Genomic DNA, 16,359 nt, shown 5'->3' with positions numbered 1-16,359 from the left:
CAGCAGGACCCGGAGGGCCCCGCCGCACCGGCCTCCGGCCGGTGCCAACCGACCCTGTGCCCTGCTGCTTTGCCTGTCTCCAGTCTGCAACCCACCCTGAGGCTGGTGTGGTGCGTGCCCCCTCCGGGGTCACGCACAGGCGAGCTACGAAGGGAGGGGGTGCGGTTCCCGGTCGTCCCCTAGTATGCATCATGGGGAGGCTTTGGAGATTCACGGCCACTCCCTCGCAGCCTCCGGTGGCACTCCCTGACGCTGAGTCAAGTATGCACGATGGGGGCGGAATTGGAGTCACGGCACACCACCCTTGCGTGCCCGGGAATCATCCCTACGGGTCTGTGAAACCGCTGGGCGGGCGTTCTGTTTTCTACTCAGGTTATGTACTGTCACGCGGCGATATTTCAAAGGGTGTCGTCTTCCCAGTCCCATTTTCAGGGAATTGGTGGGGCGGGGCAGCAGACCGTCGAGTGGACCGCCCACCAACTCCCGGTAGCAGCCGCCAGGGCGGGCGTAGGGGTGCGGGTCGTCGTGGTCACTGCCGTAGACCCGCCGGCTCGGCTCACTCATACGCCGCAGCCTCCCACCCGGCACCGACACCCCCGCACTGCCCCCGCTGACAGCGGTGCGCAGGCTCCTCTGACACCAGTGCTGCCGCCGGACCCCGGCCACCCATAGCCCGGGCGGTAGCTGTTCTAACGTGGTGCCTAGAGCCCTTGTTCCATCGATTGGCCTCGGCTTGTCGCAGATGTCTCTATGCTGGCCTTGGTACAGGCTATATGGAGGGGGTCGAGGTATGCAGGTGACTATTCGAGTCGATGACGCCAGCCGTGAAGATGAAATCAGCTCGCTGCACGACTGGTTTCGCACGGATCGTGCTCTACGCCGCGTTGCGCAAATTGAGATGGTTTCCTCTACCCCGCCCATTCATGGAGCGCAGGGGACCCTACTTGATGCGATTTCGCTTGTAGTAGGGAGCAGCTTCAGTGCAGCGTCTTTGGGGCTTGCTATTGCTACGTGGCGTTCCACCAGGCCTCAGCAGCCGACTGTGACTGTCGAGCGGCCCGATGGTATCAAAGTGACTATTAGTGATGCATCTTCAGATGAGGCCCAGCGTTTGGTGGAGCGGCTGCTCAGCGAATGAATAACGGTCGCATACTTCCCGTTTCTGAACAATCTAGCGCTCTGTTTATTGGAGTTGATTCTTTCACCTCGCTCGAAAATCTTCCCGCGGTAAGGCAGAATCTCTCCACGCTGGGTTCTCTCTTTTCCAATGAGGTATGGAATCTGGGCCCCACTCGGTGTGAAGAGCTACTCAACCCTTCCTCGATGCGGGTGGTGGACGAGGCGATATTCCGTCATGCGCGGGCAGCCTCAGATACTTTGTTGCTCTATTACGCAGGTCATGGAGTGCTCGACCTGCAAGGCCGACTGCACTTGGCCATGCCTGACAGCGATCCGCAAGCGGTGCACTCCACGGCGTTCCCTTATGACTGGATGCGTATGGGGTTGGCTGCCAGTTCGGCTCGTCGCTGCATCGTCGTGCTCGATTGTTGTTTCAGTGCCCGAGCCATGGGTCTGCAATCCGCTGGTGCAAGTATGGCTCATTTGGCGGAAGTCGACGGTACCTACGTGCTGGCCGCTGCAGCGGAGAATGCTTTTGCTCTGGCGCCTCCGGGGGAGGCGTACACTGCTTTTACTGGCGCTTTGGTAAGCGTGCTGTCTAACGGTATCGCTGCGGCTCCCGAATTGCTTGATCTGGACACTGTATTTCGTGGTGTCCAGTCGTCCTTGCGTCGCCAGGGACATCCTGAGCCTCAGTGTTTGAGTCGGAATCACGTTGGAGGCATGGCCTTCGCCAGGAACGCTGCCTACGCCGCTGGTGAGGAAGAGTATTCAATCCAGGAGGCGATCGAGGAAGTACATCGGGGTCGCAGCCTTAGCGAGACTATCCAAGTCGTCGCAGACCAGGCAGTTCGGGGCTTGGGCTATCAAGTCGCGGCGGTCAACCTTGTGATGGCTGATGGCGACCTGACAGTTGCTGCAATCTCCGGCTCCAAAGCAGCTGAAAAGACTGTTGCGGGTCGTGTCGGACCCCGGGAGGCATGGGAACGCATACTTGCGACTGGCAGCGCATGGGGAAATCTCGTCTTTGTCTCCCACTCAGATGAGCAACTTCTGAACTCGGTGCCGCAGTGGTATTCCGCTGAATCCGGCATCTCTTTTGAGAAGGGCGTCTGGCATCCCATGGACCGCCTCTTCGCACCGCTGTACGCCTCCGACGACCAGCTGCAGGGCGTCCTGTCCGTCGACCGGCCCCGCAACGGCCGCCGTCCCGGCGCCTGGGGCTGCGAGGCGCTGCAGATGTACGCGTCCCAGGCCGCCATCGCCATCAGCAACGCCCGGCTCCGCTCGAACATGCAGCGTGCAATGGTGCGGCTGGAACGCGAGCAACAGACACTGCGGAACAACGAGGAGAGCTTCCGGCAGGCGTTCGAGTACGCGCCCAGCGGGATGGCCGTCGCGGAGATGGGCGGGAACCATCACGGACGGCTGCTGCGCATCAACGACGCGCTGTGCCGCCTGCTGGGCCGGCCCGCCGCGGCGATGCGCCGCTACTCCCTCGCCGACCTGGTGCACCCCGACGACTTCGGGACGCTGCTGCGCACCTCGGCCGAGGGCGGCCGGGCCAAGCTGCGGCTGGCGCGGCGCGACGGCAGCTACGTCTGGGTCTCGCTGCGCAACTCCGTGGTCGCCGACACCACCGACGGGCCGCGCTACCTGCTCACCCACGTCGATGAGTTGTATTCCTGATGTAGGAGGCGATGCTCTGCCGTGCTTCGGCAGCGGACACCGTCCCTTCCTAGCCCGCATCACCACCGAGGCAGGCACGGGAGAGGAGACCAAAACTAGTTGATGGCGTTGCCGTCCGAGGCGATCTGGACAGCGGGCGACTGGAAGACGGGGCAGCCAAGGGAGAAGATCGACCGATCGCAGATGTCAGGCCCTGCAGACCTCGGAACCCGGAAGTTTTCGAACGAGGGCTGGAAGGCACTCCGGGAAGGCAGCAATCGTTAGCGGAGCCTCTCCTCTGCCTCAAGCGCCAGCACCTCCGCAGCAGCCAGGAACACCGAAACAGACACTGAGGACCCGGTGGCGCCTGGCCAGCCACCCGAGGAGAGGGGCCGGGGACCGCCGAGGGAAGGGGGGCGGGGGCGGTAGAGGGCTCGGCCACTGGGGCCGAACTGGCCGATCTCAGTGGTCAGAGCCGCACCCTCGGCCAGCTCCTCCTCGCTTTGACCCTGTCGTCCAACAGCACGCAGTCTCGACCTCACGGGCGCTCAACGCCAGACAGTCGCCACAGTCGTGTCCCTGCCCGCGCCTGGTTGGCAGGCATCTCACGGACAAGGTGGTAGAGATTCTCGAAGTACTCCTGCCACCGGTAGGGGTCCGGCAGAGCGTTCTGTGCACGTCGGGCCCGTTCCACCGCTACCAACGGCTCCATGTGCTCCCACACTGAGATCACCGATCCGCCTAGGTAACCGGAGACAGGTTCGATCTCCACCACACCGTGTGTGACGAGAGCGCCGAGGTTGTCGTAGTACCAGCCCAGGCTCGCGCACCAGCTCCTGCCCTTCCTCAGGCAGGCCGGCTAACCCCTGAGATGGGTCGAAGGCAGGCAGTTCCTCGTGGACGAACGTACGTGCCCGCGCCAGACGCACGCTGCGATGCTCCCTGAACAGGTCCACCACCACCGGCAGCGCGTTGGCCTGCTCCGAGAGCCGCAGTTGCCGCCACGACACCGCGCAGGACACCCCAAGTGCCACCAATGACACCACCAACGCCGCAATCTCCATCGCACCCCCAAGCCGAGCCAACCCACGCGACACCCCGTTCCCCACATCGCCCCGACCCACACGGTTGTTGCCCGGGGCCTTGGGCTCCGGACGGCACCGCGCCTGCTACCTGAATGGCCAGCCGAGGGCCGATTCAGTACAACGCGATGGCGTCAATGACGATGGCGGGACCGGAGATGTATGCCTGAACATCGTCGTCAGGGACGTCCAGGCCGGCGGTGGAAGCGACCGCCCTCGTTCATCACGAACACCGTCGCGGCGACGTAGACGGCCGCCAGGGCGACGACCCGGGCCGGACCACGGCGGCCGCGGCGGGGGCGTGCTCGAGGAGGGAGGTGAAGACGTCGGCGGCGACCCCGGAGGTGAGGATCGCGCTCGCCTTCCACCAGGCGCGCAGCTGCGCGAGCTCGGAGACCACGGGAAGGAACCGCGGCTCGCCGTCGTCGTCAACGGCGGTCACGTACTCGTGCTCCAGCTCGGTCAGGCAGGCGGCGACCTGGTCACTGCGCCGGGAAGTCCTGCGGATCAGCTTGTGCGGCGCACCCCGGCAATCTCCATCACCGGCCGGCGCCCCGGAGTGACGGTGCACGGCTCAGTCGCCAGCCCCAGCGGCTCGCAGACCTCGGCGGCCACCAGCTCGTTGTAGAGCGCGGAGGCGGCACGGTGTTCTTGTACAGGGCCAGACTGTGGGTCGAGCCCCACTTCCCGTCCAAGCGCTGCCCCTTCACGCTCAGGTCTCGACGGCCGGTGAAGGCGCCGCGGCTGGCGGGCCTCGGGGACATGGTCAGGCTGCGCGGTTCGCGATCGCGCCGAAGACGTCACTGAAGGGGTGGGCCTGGTGCGTGGTGACCATAACCCAGGCGCCGCTTCGATGTCGGCGGGTGTGTGTCGTGTAGTGCTGGATCTCGGCCGGGGTGAGGACCTTCAAGTCCCCGAACACGTAATACAGCGGGGTCGGCGCATGTGTCGCGGTGAAGAGCAGGCCGGCGGCCAGTGTGGCACTGCTGATGGCGTAGCGGTCGGTGTGGGTGCTGGGCATGCGGTCTTTGGCGTCGATGGTGATCAGTTCGCCGTCGCGGGCGGCGATGAGGTCGGGGAAGTAGCGCAGAGCGGAGGCCGTGCGTGCCAGGGCCCGTTGAATCGATGGTGCGTAGGTGCCCTGACCGCAGCGCTGGACCGTCCATCCGCGGGCGCAGAGTGCAGTGGCGACGCGCGCTTCGTGAGCTTCGCCCACCTGCTTACGTTCCTGCCATTGCGTCACCACGCGTGCCCCTTCCCCGATCTAGCATGGCTGATACGAAAGAGTGCTTCTTCGTGCTACTCGTCTGTGGCTATGATGCCCCTCATGGCGGCATACGCAGACCCACGTTTTCGTCCCACTCTCTGGCCGGGGACGCCGGTTCCCCTGCCGGAGATGACACCCATGGTCGGGGTCCAGGCCGTGGGTGACTGGATTGTGTGGGGTGTCCAGGGCTTCGACCGGGTCCTCGCAAGGGTGTCGTTGCCGGACGACTTCTATCTGCGCGAGCTGATGGAGGTGGATCCGGCAGACCTGGAGACCGTGGCCGACTGGATGAACCGGTACGGGAGCCTGGGGGGCAGCATCGAGGCCGGCAGCTGGGACTACGACGAACACAGCCGCCTGCAAGAGCTCGAGGGGCGTGAACATCCCCACTATGGCCCCTGGTCCCTGCACGGCGACCTCGTACGCCTCCACATCAGCGAGGCCCAGGCCGCCATCGCCACGTGGTTGGCATGCCGTCGTCCCGGCGGGCTGGACGAACTCGTCGAGACAGAAGTCACCGAACAGCGGCTGGCCGACATCGCAGCCGAGAACGACCACGACGACAGCAGCTACCCCAAAACCCTCGAAGAGCTCCGCTCTGTCACCCTCGACCTGCGACTGGCCTTGCTCCGGAATGCCTTGCGCTACAACCTCGCGGCCTTCAGCGTCGGCCTGGGCAGTCTCACCGATCGGCAGCCGTCCATCCTCTCCGTCGCGTTTCTCCAGCTGTACAACCACCTCGCCGAGGACGCCACCATCCGCACCTGCGCGAACGAGACCTGCGGGCGGGACTTCGTCCGCCAGCGCGGCCGTGCCGAGTACGGCCAGAACCGCACCAGCGGCATCAAGTACTGCACCCGCGAATGCGCCCGCGCCCAAGCCCAACGCGAGCACCGACGCCGCAAGGCCACCAGGTCCCGGCCGGCCCCCGCCCCCCACTAAAACCTCGCCGGACCCGAACGCAGAGGAGCGGCTCGGATGATCCACCTCCGCGAGCACCAGGTCACCGCGGTCGCCGCGATCCGTGCCTGGCCGGGCGCCCCGAGCGCGCTCTCTCTTTGATCCCCATGTGTGGTTTTCGCTGGTCAGGCATGAGGTCGAAGGCGGAGGCCCATCGGGGGCGATGCCCCGGGCGTGAAGCGTTGCCGATGGACTGCCAGGCGTTGGTGAGGAGCGGAGCGGTTGCCGCGACGGGTCGGAGGGTGAGGGCGTAATCGGTGAAGTGGCCGCAGGCGGTGAACCCGAGGCGGCGGTAGACGGGTTCCCCGTCGGCGGATGCCTGCAGCACCGCGGTCTCGTAGCCCGCGTCCCGGGCGGTGTGCAGGGTGGCCGCGGTGATGGCGCCGCCATAGCCGCGGCGGCGGTCGGTGGCGAGTGTGGCGATGTTGTAGATGCCGGCGACGCCCGCGTGCAGGAAGACCTCGGCCGAGCAAACGGGACGGCCGTCGACGTAGCCGACCATGTAGCGGGCGGGGCAGTCGGCGGTGAGGGCCGAATCGGCGGTGTCGGCGAAGAACTGACGCACCGTGGCGGCGGGCGGGTTCCAGTTCGCGGCGAGGACCGTGGCGTAGTCGGCGAGCTGTTCCAGGGTGGTGGCCGGGCGGATCTCCAGGCCGTCGACGTGCGCGTCGGGAGGGGGGCGCGCAGGTCCTTCCACATTCCCACCTCCGTTTCCGACGCCTCCAGGCCGGCGGACTGAAGATGCTCGGCGAGATTGTCCGGCGTGGAGGCGGGGCCCACCCACCAGGAGAAGGGGCGGCCGGTGGCGGCCAGGGTCCGGGCCGTCTCCGCGGCGCGGGCCGTGGCGTTGCCCGGGGTGAAGCGGGCCGTCGCGACGATGTTGAAGGTGTCGTCGTCCAGACCGCTGTCGGCGATCAGCAGGTCGCTGGTCTCGGTGACGGACGCGCCCTTAAGGGTTCGGTGCAGGTGGCAGGCGTGCTCGGCGAGGTTCTGCTCCATCGCGAGCGGAAGGCCGGCCCAAAGGCCGCTGAAATCAAGTAGACGTGGGGCTACGTGCCCGGCAACGGGCCGCTGCTCCGACGAATCTCGTACACAGGCGGACGGGAGCAAGAGGCATCCCGCGACAGGCCACACGATCCTCAGACGAAACGAGTGTAAGGGACGACCGCTTGAGTGAAACGGGTAAATATGCCGCTTCGGATTTTTTCGGAGAGGTATCTATGCCGAAAAGTCTGTATCTCCCCGACAGGAGCATCATTAATGGCCGCGTGCTCGCACACGAAGCAAGACAAAAGTCGCCTCAGGTACTCCACTAGGGCAGGAGTAGTGGTGGCTCTCCTGCTGGTTGGCAACCTTGCGCAAGGAAGCACCGCGAATGCCCAGAACTGGCAAGAGACGAAATACACATTCAGCTGCCGAGACTATCCAGCTCTTCTAGGCCCGGCCAAGGAAATGAGGATCATCAATCGTAAGTGTCACCACGTTGAATTCTGGGTGGACCTCAAAAATTGGAAAGTCCACTATCGGCTCGGCAAAGAGTTGAATAGCAAGGTGAAGGGGCGGGATGCGATGTTTTTCACTTACATCCCTTTGAGAAACCAAAAGCCAGGAGTGAACACGTGGTGGGTGCCAACGTGCAAGGAAGTGGAATCAAGGTGGCAGCCCCCCAAGGACGGAAAAGCAAGCTTCTGGTACGTCGTCGCTGACGACTGCGACGTATGGAGAGATGGAAAGGGCGTCGCTGAGCACAGGCAAGCTGACAAAGATTGGGGTTTCGGCAGGTAGAACCTCAGCCACTGGGGCGCCCAGGAGCACGGCGTGCTCTCCGGGGGGTCGGTGGCCAGGCGGGTGACGCCGACGAGGTCGCCGTCAACCTCCTGGGAGACCACAGCAAGTACGTTCTCCACGACAGCCGACCTACCTCACACTGGCCGGAGAACAGCAGCCACTTGGTCACCCCATGACAGCAGACCCAGCCCCAACCATCCCCATGACCAGGACACCGAGTATCCCCTCCTGCTGACACCCACCCAATGCCAACGACGCGCCCACTCACAGGTCGCCGAGGCGGTAGAGGGGCACGGTGGGGGCTTCCCGGCGGCGCTGCCACCGGCTGAGGGTGTAGCGCACGGGTCAGAACAACACCGATGACGTCAACCCGACGCTGTTCATCCAGGTGGCTGGAGCGCGTCGCACGCTCCAGCCGCCGGGCGGTTCCCTTCGTCAGGTGCGGCTCACTTCATCAGGTCGAGGTGCCACTGACCGCTCTCGTCGCTCCAGCAGGCGTAACCCTTGTACTGAGGATTCGCGCCCTGTGTGAGCAGCTTGCCCCAGTAGTGGCAACCATTGGGCCCGTTGACCTTGTAGGTCGCGTCCGGAATGCCGTCGCCCGGCGTGCCCGGACCGTCGGCCAGGGCGGATCCTGCGGTCATGCCGGAGAAGGCGGCGACACCGGCGATGACGAGGGCCATCTTCGTAAGCTTCTTACGCATCTTGCTCCCTGCATCTTGTGGAGAGTCGTACGGCAGGTTCGATGGCGGGCCCGGCGCAGCAGTTCACGATGCCGGGGGAGGTTTGTACGTCTCAGGCGGATCCAGTAGTCGGTGCGGCTTCAATGTCATATGCGTACCGGGGACCTGGTGGGAGGCCATCATCTGGCAGGGGCGGCACCTGGGTCGAGCGCTGTGCACGCGCCGCCGCTGCGTGCAGCGAACTCCCCCTGAGGCAGCGTCGTGCTGCCGGTAATAGTTGTGGTGTTGCCGCTTGCAGCTCCATGCGGTGGCCCGGCGGGCTCGGAGAGCGTGACTCGGTGCCGGAGTCTTGCCAGGGCGGGTGGCACAACGCTGTCGGCCCGGCCACAAAGATGCGCCCGTCTCCGGCACCACCGACAACGCGGTCGTCGGCGCCGTGACGGGTCCGATCGCCATGCCGCACACGCTGCTGCTGGGACGCTGGGACCTGACCGGGCGACTGCGCCTGGTCGCCCGCGCAACGCCCTGGTCCCCGTCGCTGAGGCAGCCGATCGACGGGGTCCTCGGGCCGGCCGCGCCGGATCACCCCTGGCGCAATGTCACCGTCTTCGTGGGCTGGGGAACGCGGGAGCCGCTGCAGCACCGGTGCGTCGACCCCGGGGTGGCGGTCGAGTTCAAGGGGCGACGCCGCGCAGGACTCCGGCCGGTTCCGGCATCCGATGCGGGTGCGATGCCTGCGCCTTGGCCTGTCTCCGGCGAACTGCCCAGCTTCGGGTGAGCAAGTGGGCCGTCAGCGTGCGCTGCACGGGTGGTTGGCTGTGCATGCGGGAGCGGGAGTTGTTTCAGCGCAACGGCGGGAGTTTCTGCGGGCTACTCCGCGGGCCGGGTGTTGGTCATGGTGCTCACCGTCCGCATCTGCGGGCGCGGTAGGCGGCCTGGCGGCGTCGGTTGGGACAGTAGCGACGTGGGCGTCCCTGCATTTGTAGAAAAAGCGTGATTGGGCGGTCTGGTTGGTACGGCTCATCGCAATGGACACAACCCGTGAACCTGTGCATCCCCGGGTCGGAGAGGTTCTGACGCAGTTCCGCATCGATGAGGATGTCGTCACCCTCAAGGTGGACAGACATCTCATGGTCTCCCAAACAGCACCTGAGTGCGAATTGCTCCCGGGATGTCAGAAGCATCGCGTGCGTGGTTGGAAGCCCAAGGCGGCGGCGTGTGGTTTCTGCCCCGCCCCGTGCAGCAGGTAGGTGAGGACAGTGAAGGCTTCCAGCTGGTTGGATTCGTGCAGCGCAGCAGCCGGAACATTGGTGCGCTCCGCGCTCGGATGTCGGCTCGCTGGGCCTCTTGCCCTCGCGCGCCACAATCACCGTAGCGGCGGCTCTGCCTCCGGCTGTGGCTGTCCGGGCACCGCACCTTTGTGGGGAAGGCGCGGTCGGGCTGTGTGTTCGACCGGTCGTCAGGCGGGGGCGGCGCCGAGCAGGCCGCCGTCGATGATGAGGTCCTGGCCGTTGATGTACGACGCGTCGGGCGAGGCGAGGAACGCGACAGCCGCGGCGACCTCTTCTGGGCGTCCGAAGCGGCCGGCGACGATCTGGCCGGTGAGTGCCTGTGCTTCCGCTCGGGTCAGCGCGTCGGCGGGGTACATCGGTGTGTCGATGTAGCCGGGGCTGACGGAGTTCACGCGGATCCTGTGGGGGGCGAGTGCGGCGGCGAGGGTTCGGGCCAGGTTGTGGGAGGCGGCCTTGGTCGCCGAGTAGAGGGTCAGCACGCTGTTGCCCCGGTGGAGGGTCCATGAGGCGTTGATGACGATCGAGCCTGCGTCCGTCAGTAGCGGCAGCGCCTTTTGGACGGTGAAGAACACCCCCTTGAAGTTGAGGTCGATGCTGTGGTCGAAGTCCTGCTCGGTGATGTTCTCGAACGGCAGGAACGTGCCGGTGCCTGCGTTCGCGAAGAGGCCGTCGAGCCGGCCGTGACGGTCCCGGAGGGTGTCCATCAAGGCGTCCACCGCTTCGAGGTCGGCGGCGTCGGCCACGACGCCCGAGGCGCTGGGGCCGAGTTGTTCGACGGCCGCGTCGAGCCGTGCGCGGGTGCGGCCGGTGACAATGACGTGGGCGCCTTCGGCGACGAGGCGGTGTGCGGTCGCCAGGCCCATGCCGCTGGTGCCGCCAGTGATGAGGACGGTCTTGTCGGTGAAGCGGTTCATGCCGGTGTTCCCGTCAGGGTGTGAGCGAGGTGGTCGCTGAGGTGGGGCAGCCAGTCGGGCCGCGCGTTGCCGAGGAGGTGGTCGCCGTGCGGGACGGACAGGTAGCTGCCGTGCGGTGCCAGGCGGGCCAGGGGCTGCCCGTTCGTCACGCCGGGGATGGCGTCCTGGTCGCCGTCCACGACCAGCAGCGGGGCGGTGATGCGCGGTGCCAGGGCGGCGAGGTCCACCTGGCGTACGAACTCGTGGGCGGCGTCGGCGCCCCCGGTGCGCGTGGCCATGATGTCCCGTACGGGCACAGGCAGTTGCTCCCAGTCGAGGCGGAAGGGACCGCTGACGGTGGCGAGGGCCGCCACGCGCGGCTCCAGCGCCGCGGCCCGGGCCGCGAAGTAGCCGCCCAGGCTCAGGCCGACGAGCCCGATGCGTGCGACGCCGAGGGCGTCGATGACCCGGCCCACGACCCGCTCGTAGTCCGGGACGAAGGTCGTGGTGGCCGCGAGCACGCCCTGTCCAGGGCCGTCCATCGCGAACACCGCAAGCCCCCTGGCCAGCAGCGCGGACACCAGGTCGAGGAACTCCTCCTTGGCCGAGTCGAGGCCGGGGACGAGGACCACGGTCCCCGGCGCGTCGGCGGGGCCGCGCAGCCAGCCGGTGAATCCCTCGCCGCTCACCCGCCGCGCATCGGGCTCCAGCAGGGTGAGGGCTCGGCTCAAGGCGTGGTCCGCCTCGGCGGCAGCACGATGTGCCTCCGGGTACGGCGCCAGGGTGGCCAGGTGGAACCACCGGGCCGCCATCAGGAGGTACTCGCCCTCCGAGAGGGGTGATGCCGCGTCCTGCGCGCGGCGGAGGTGGTCGTGTCCAGTGCGCAGGAAAGACGGCCCCCAGTCGGCGACGCGGACGAGGCCGTCGGTGACACGCCGGTACTCGTGAGGGTCCACGCCGGTGCCGGTGGCGCGTGTCCACTGGGCGGCGGCGAACTCGGCGGCCCTCATCGGGCTCCTCCGGTCAGCAGGACGGCCTTGCCGCGTATCCGGCGCTCTCGCAGGTCGACCAGGGCGTCTGCGGTCTGTGCCCAGTCGGTGACGCGGCCGATCTGCGGGTGCAGCCGGTGCTCTTCCACGAGCCTCACCAGGGCTGCGAGATCGGAGCCGTACGGGGCGCCCGCGTAGTGGAAGTGCTGGATCGTGACGCGCTCGGGCCCGCCGAGGAGCTGGAAGAAGTCGAGGGTCGCCGGGGTGCGGCTTGCCTGGCCGAACCAGACGAGCGTGCCGCTCGGGCGGACCTTCGACAGGGCGATGGGCAGATCCGGCCCGCCCGTGGACTCCAGCACGACATCGAACGGTCCCTGAGCCGCCGCGACCTCGTGCACCACCGTCGCGCCCAGTTCCGCGAGCCGTTCACCGCGTACCGGCGTGGCCGTCACCGCGGTCAGTTCGGCTCCCGCGCCGACGGCCAGCTCGGTGACGTAGTGGCCGACGCCGCCCGAGGCGCCGGTCAGGAGCACCCGTCGGCCGGCCAGGGAACCGGCCGTACGCAGCAGCCGCAGGGCGGTGATCCCGGCCAGGGGCAAAGCCGCCGCCCGTACGCTGTCGATGCTGTCCGGGAGCGCCGCCAGGGAGTGCGTGGGCACGGCGGCGTACTCGGCCCAACCGCCCTGCGCCGGGTGCCCGACCACGCGGGTGCCGATGCCGGGGCCGGAGCCGTCGGCCGCCGCCTGTACGACGAGCCCTGCAATGTCCTTGCCGGGCAGCAACCCTGGCGTGGGACGTTCGAGGAGGAAGGTCTCGCCCCGGTTCAGTGCGATCGCCTCGACCTTGATCAGGGCCTCACCGGGCTCCGGCACCGGCTGGGGGACCTGGGCGAAGGCGACCGGGCGCGCCGCTTTCCCTGTGGGAATCAGTCTGTGCATGGGCAGGATGCAACCCCCGCGGCTGCCCCACGGGCCAACAACGAACGAGCACAGCCGACAACGTTTGGTTGTCGCCTATGGTGGGAGCCGTGGATCTCGACGTGGCGCAGGTGCGTGCCTTCGTGCGCACCGCCGAAGAACTGCACTTCGGACGGGCGGCCGCAACCCTCGCCATCTCCCAGCAGGCGCTGTCCAAGAGGATCGCGCGGCTGGAATCCCTGCTCGGTACCGAAGTGTTCCGGCGCGGCAACGGCGTACGCCTCACCGAGGCCGGGCAGCGTTTCCTCCTACCGGCCCGGCAGGTCGTGGCCGCCGCCGACGCCGCTGTCGCGGCAGCGGTCGGTACAGATGATCCGTTGCGTGTAGACGTCTGGGGTCACCTCTACGCGCCGATGCGGACGCTGGCCCAGGTCGCCGGACGGGCCGGAGAGCTGACGTTGGGGCACGGGCGTGATCTGCCGTCGGTGACCACGGCACTGCTGCGCGGCGACATCGACGCGGCCTTCGGTCGCGTCCATCCCCGGCTGCCCGTCGGCCTTGCCCACCGCCTCGTCCGCCTCGAGCCGGTGGATGCCATCCTGAGCGAGGACCATCCGCTCGCGGCCGAACCGGCGCTGCGGCCGGGCCAGTTGCGTGGCAGCGTGCTGTGGTCGCCCGGCCCGCTGCACCGGCTCGACTTCCTCGACCGGTTCGCCGACCGGTTCGGCATCGAGAACGCGGCGGCGAGCGTCAACCTGGGGCTTGCCCACTTCCTTGCCGAGATGACGCAAGAGCCGCGACGCTTCTCGCTGGTACCTGCGGATGTGCCCCTGCCGGAGGTCCCCGGACTGGTTTCCGTCCCCCTGGTCGATCCCACGCCGCTGTACGCCTGGTCACTGCTGTGGCGGACCGGCAACGTGCACCCGGGACTGACCAGCCTTGCCGCCGCCTGCGCGCAAGCAGCCGGGCGCAGGCGGTGGCTGGAGTACGACCCGGCTCGCGACTGGCTGCCCGAACCACCCGCAAGCGATCCTGGCCCCGGAACGGACTGACCTGGTTGCAGACGGCGCCGGCCCGTTTCATGGATGGTCGCTCGTGGGACAGCCGCCCGCCCGGCGTCCCGCCTGCTGTGATCATGTTTCGTGAGTCGTTGCGATCAAGGGCTACTGAAAACGCCCTCAGGTGACGCTGGGCGTGCGCGGCGGCTTCAAGCGTGTGGAACCGCGCGACTGCCCGATGTCCACCTGGGCCGCGCCGGCGGGCTCGCCGTGCCGGGCCGGCAAGGGCAAGGTGGCCCTCCAGTACCACACCGCTCGCTTCCGGCTTGTGCCCCAGCTCGCCAAGGCACTCAAGCGTTCCGACCCCGGACGCAGGCAAGCCGGGCTCGGTGTGGACCCAGCTGCCCCCGGCCGGTGAGCGCCGGCGCCGAACCGGTCGGGCACGTCCGCCTCGGCCACGCCCGCGTCTCGACCGCCCGACAGTCCCTCCACGCACAGCTCGACTCCCTCGGCGAGGCCGGAGTCACCCGGGTCTTCTCGGAGAAGATCTCCACCCGCGCCACGCGGCGCCCCGAGTGGGAGGCCGCTGTGCAGCTCGCCGGGGAGATCCGCGCCTCCGGTGTGCGCGTCACCCTCGTCGTCCACGAACGCAAACAGCTCGGCCGCGGCATCGAACTCGCCGTGCTCGCCGCACAGCTGAAGGCGAGCGATGTCGGGCGGGAGTTCCTCACCGGGGGGCTGAAGGGCTCACACGACCCGTCCGGAATCGTGTGCACCGTGCTCGCGGCGATGTCGGGCATGGAGCGCAAGGTATGTCCGCGACCGCACCCTCGAAGGGCGCGAGGGTGCACGGAAGCGCGGCAGGACCATCGGCGGCGCGGGCGTCACCGACGACGACATGCTGTCCGTGGCTTTCCATCTGCGCGACCGAGAGCTGAGCCTGCGTGACATCGCCGAGCGGCTCGTCCCCACCGCGGGTGCGAAGAAGGGGCAGGGCCCTTCGGCCGCCACCGTCATGCGGATGCTGCGGGAACATGACGAACAGGCCGTCACAGCAGCGGGCGCGTGATCACCCGGCTCGGTTGCGGCCGGCGTCTGAGGCAGGATTCCAGGGCCGTCTTCAACTTCCGCAACCCCGTCGCCTGCGTGATTTTCGCCGGCTTGGCGCTGCTTGTCCGCGGTCTCCTCTACGCCGGCAACCACCCCAGCACTGCCCAGTGGAAGGAGAGCGAACTGCGCTCGGCCGTCAAGAAAGCGACGGCCGCGCTGTCGGAAAAGGGCGCAGTTCGGCCCCGGCCCTGCCCCGGTACGGCGAGGTCGGGCAGTCGCGCATTGCGGAGCACGGCCCTCACCGCGAGAACCCCCACGACAGCGCCCGGGAGACCGGGCGCGTTGCTCGCTCGCCTCCCCGCCGCCGGAGCACGACTACTTCAGCGACTGTGTGGAGGAGGTGGGCTACGCCATCACCGCCGACGGCACCGACACCGCGTTGTGCCTCACCGTCACAGCGCACCCGGGCAAGTACGGCTACAGCTTTGTCAGCTGCAAGACCCGCGACGGCTCCTGCCCGGCCACATGAAAGACAGGGCCGTGGTGGCTCGATGCGGCCCCGCAGGAGGCCCAGGCGGGCGCTGCGTGACGCTGGGACAGGGACCTGGCGGCTACCCGCCGCCGGGTGCGAGGACACGGTGCGGGACCGGGGCCAGCACGGCCAGCAGCGAACTCATACGACTGCGGGTGGCGGCCGAAGATGCATCCAGCGGGCCGACACCGGCCGGGACAGGCGTAGAGCGACACATCGCGCCCCAGGGCGGCGTACCGTCCGGGGCACTGACCACTCCCGCCAGGAAGGTCGTCGAGGCTCACCGTCCCGCCCTGCTACTGGGCGATGTCGGTCCTCACCCGGGCGTTCGGGCACTCGGCTGCCCGGCCGCGCACAGCGTTGTTCTTCTCGGCCTGGCCGACAGCGAGCCTCCAGCGGGCCTTCGTGGCCACCCGGTCCGGCAGATGCAGACAGGAAGCCGTCTTGGCGGACACCCACGTTGTAGCCGCGCCTGCGCCCGGACCGCCCCGGATACCGCGCGCGGGTCCACTCAACCGGGGCGCCGGGCAGGCCCCGTGCAGGACCAGCCGGTGCGGCGGTGTGCAAGAGCGGCTACTGTCACGTGGCGGTAGGCGCCTGGCTGTTCATGCCGAGCGGTAGCGGCCGCCCGGCAGCGCCTGTGCAGCGCGTGGTTCCTTCGCGCGGGATCAGCACTCCTTGTCGCTTTCCTCAATCCGGCCCGCGGCTGCCTCAGCCCGTGCGTCGAAACCGGAGGCGGCGGTGGGGCTGTCGGGATGTCGCCCGGCCGCCTCGAAGATACGGTCCGCTGCTTCGCGGTCCATCGGTGTCTGCCGTCCCAAGCCCCTGCAGTGACCGGTCGGCAGCTTGCGGGTGCGCCGACGCTCCGCGTGATCACCAGCCGGCTTGCTTGAGGAACCGAGGCACAGGAGCCTACCGCCTGCTGTTTCACAGCCTGCGCCGCAGCGGTGGCGCGGCTGCCTGCGGCGCCACCGCGTACAACAGGGCTCCGCTCAGGCGGGTGGAGGCGGTCGGCCACCGCGGTCGGCCACCGCGGGGAGGTTGTCGGCAGCGCCGGTTACCAGGTGGCGCCGGCGGGCTCCTCGATGGTGGTGTTGATGCGGTTGAAGAAGTTGGTGAGA

At 67.8% G+C, this 16,359-nt stretch carries 16 protein-coding genes and 3 pseudogenes; 11 read left to right on the top strand and 8 right to left on the bottom strand.

Annotation, left to right across the window (positions count from 1 at the left end):
• Positions 1-790: 790 nt before the first annotated feature.
• From JW613_RS35275 to JW613_RS36235, 3 genes and pseudogenes are all read left to right on the top strand, one after another.
• Positions 791-1,138: an effector-associated constant component EACC1 gene (locus JW613_RS35275; protein ID WP_209215281.1), complete on the top strand. Its 348-nt coding sequence runs from the start codon at positions 791-793 to the stop codon at positions 1,136-1,138.
• Positions 1,135-1,812, top strand: a pseudogene (locus tag JW613_RS36240) (caspase family protein); the annotation flags it as partial. The gene JW613_RS35275 and the pseudogene JW613_RS36240, both read left to right, overlap by 4 nt.
• A 111-nt stretch (positions 1,813-1,923) precedes the next feature.
• Positions 1,924-2,799: pseudogene (locus JW613_RS36235) on the top strand (PAS domain S-box protein); the annotation flags it as partial.
• A gap of 1,293 nt (positions 2,800-4,092) precedes the next feature.
• On the opposite strand, the gene JW613_RS35265 reads toward JW613_RS36235, so the two are convergent.
• Together JW613_RS35265 and JW613_RS35260 are read right to left on the bottom strand one after the other, a co-directional pair.
• Positions 4,093-4,440 carry a hypothetical protein gene (locus tag JW613_RS35265; protein WP_209215279.1) on the bottom strand — a complete coding sequence of 116 codons (348 nt, stop codon included), beginning with the start codon at positions 4,438-4,440 and terminating at the stop codon, positions 4,093-4,095.
• A gap of 195 nt (positions 4,441-4,635) precedes the next feature.
• The gene (locus JW613_RS35260; protein WP_245226947.1) at positions 4,636-5,115 is read right to left on the bottom strand and encodes a hypothetical protein; all 480 of its coding nucleotides are present in this window, start codon (positions 5,113-5,115) and stop codon (positions 4,636-4,638) included.
• Positions 5,116-5,265: 150 nt separating this feature from the next.
• Between JW613_RS35260 and JW613_RS35255 the strand changes: the two genes are divergently transcribed.
• Positions 5,266-6,078: a hypothetical protein gene (locus JW613_RS35255; protein WP_245226945.1), complete on the top strand. Its 813-nt coding sequence runs from the start codon at positions 5,266-5,268 to the stop codon at positions 6,076-6,078.
• 262 nt (positions 6,079-6,340) lie between these two features.
• Here the strand turns inward: JW613_RS35255 and JW613_RS35250 are convergent.
• A pseudogene (locus JW613_RS35250) lies at positions 6,341-7,095 on the bottom strand (GNAT family N-acetyltransferase); the annotation flags it as partial.
• Between the two features lie 330 nt (positions 7,096-7,425).
• Here JW613_RS35250 and JW613_RS35245 point away from each other — a divergent pair.
• A complete protein-coding gene (locus tag JW613_RS35245; RefSeq protein ID WP_209215277.1) occupies positions 7,426-7,881 on the top strand; it encodes a hypothetical protein in 456 nt (151 codons plus the stop codon).
• Positions 7,882-8,330: 449 nt separating this feature from the next.
• Here JW613_RS35245 and JW613_RS35240 read toward each other — a convergent pair whose 3' ends face one another.
• Complete coding sequence (locus tag JW613_RS35240) at positions 8,331-8,588, bottom strand: hypothetical protein (RefSeq protein WP_185015871.1); 258 nt, start codon at positions 8,586-8,588, stop codon at positions 8,331-8,333.
• Between the two features lie 340 nt (positions 8,589-8,928).
• On the opposite strand from JW613_RS35240, the gene JW613_RS35235 reads away from it, so the two are divergent.
• A complete protein-coding gene (locus JW613_RS35235) occupies positions 8,929-9,345 on the top strand; it encodes a hypothetical protein (RefSeq protein ID WP_209215276.1) in 417 nt (138 codons plus the stop codon).
• Between the two features lie 681 nt (positions 9,346-10,026).
• Here JW613_RS35235 and JW613_RS35230 read toward each other — a convergent pair.
• Genes JW613_RS35230 through JW613_RS35220 form a run of 3 tightly spaced genes read right to left on the bottom strand, consistent with a single transcriptional unit; the run spans position 10,027 to position 12,679 of the window.
• Positions 10,027-10,773 carry an SDR family NAD(P)-dependent oxidoreductase gene (locus JW613_RS35230; protein WP_209215275.1) on the bottom strand — a complete coding sequence of 249 codons (747 nt, stop codon included), beginning with the start codon at positions 10,771-10,773 and terminating at the stop codon, positions 10,027-10,029.
• Positions 10,770-11,762, bottom strand: a complete 993-nt coding sequence (locus JW613_RS35225; protein ID WP_209215274.1) for an alpha/beta hydrolase family protein — start codon at positions 11,760-11,762, stop codon at positions 10,770-10,772. The genes JW613_RS35230 and JW613_RS35225 overlap by 4 nt, the downstream gene beginning before the upstream one ends.
• The gene (locus JW613_RS35220; RefSeq protein WP_209215273.1) at positions 11,759-12,679 is read right to left on the bottom strand and encodes a zinc-binding dehydrogenase; all 921 of its coding nucleotides are present in this window, start codon (positions 12,677-12,679) and stop codon (positions 11,759-11,761) included. Before JW613_RS35220 ends, JW613_RS35225 begins: the two co-directional genes overlap by 4 nt.
• An 89-nt stretch (positions 12,680-12,768) precedes the next feature.
• On the opposite strand from JW613_RS35220, the gene JW613_RS35215 reads away from it, so the two are divergent.
• The 5 genes from JW613_RS35215 to JW613_RS35205 all read left to right on the top strand — a co-directional run bounded on the left by JW613_RS35215 (position 12,769) and on the right by JW613_RS35205 (position 15,235).
• Positions 12,769-13,710 carry a LysR family transcriptional regulator gene (locus JW613_RS35215; protein WP_209215272.1) on the top strand — a complete coding sequence of 314 codons (942 nt, stop codon included), beginning with the start codon at positions 12,769-12,771 and terminating at the stop codon, positions 13,708-13,710.
• Positions 13,711-13,894: 184 nt separating this feature from the next.
• Positions 13,895-14,074: a zinc finger domain-containing protein gene (locus JW613_RS37085; protein WP_443742851.1), complete on the top strand. Its 180-nt coding sequence runs from the start codon at positions 13,895-13,897 to the stop codon at positions 14,072-14,074.
• On the top strand, positions 14,071-14,604 hold the full coding sequence (locus tag JW613_RS35210) for a recombinase family protein (protein WP_443742850.1): 534 nt from the start codon (positions 14,071-14,073) through the stop codon (positions 14,602-14,604). Before JW613_RS37085 ends, JW613_RS35210 begins: the two co-directional genes overlap by 4 nt.
• On the top strand, positions 14,555-14,725 hold the full coding sequence (locus JW613_RS36230) for a hypothetical protein (protein WP_245226941.1): 171 nt from the start codon (positions 14,555-14,557) through the stop codon (positions 14,723-14,725). The genes JW613_RS35210 and JW613_RS36230 overlap by 50 nt, the downstream gene beginning before the upstream one ends.
• A 372-nt stretch (positions 14,726-15,097) precedes the next feature.
• Positions 15,098-15,235 (top strand): hypothetical protein, encoded by a 138-nt coding sequence (locus JW613_RS35205; protein WP_209215271.1) that lies wholly within the window; start codon positions 15,098-15,100, stop codon positions 15,233-15,235.
• A 299-nt stretch (positions 15,236-15,534) separates the two neighbouring features.
• On the opposite strand, the gene JW613_RS35200 is transcribed toward JW613_RS35205, so the two are convergent.
• Entirely contained in the window at positions 15,535-15,693 is a 159-nt protein-coding gene (locus tag JW613_RS35200; RefSeq protein WP_209215270.1) for a hypothetical protein, read from the bottom strand.
• Positions 15,694-16,359 lie beyond the last annotated feature (666 nt).

The organism is Streptomyces smyrnaeus, from assembly GCF_017676345.1.
GTDB classification, from domain to species: domain Bacteria; phylum Actinomycetota; class Actinomycetes; order Streptomycetales; family Streptomycetaceae; genus Streptomyces; species Streptomyces smyrnaeus.
Note: the sequence above shows the minus strand (reverse complement) of the source record. Positions and strands in the feature narration are given on the sequence as shown.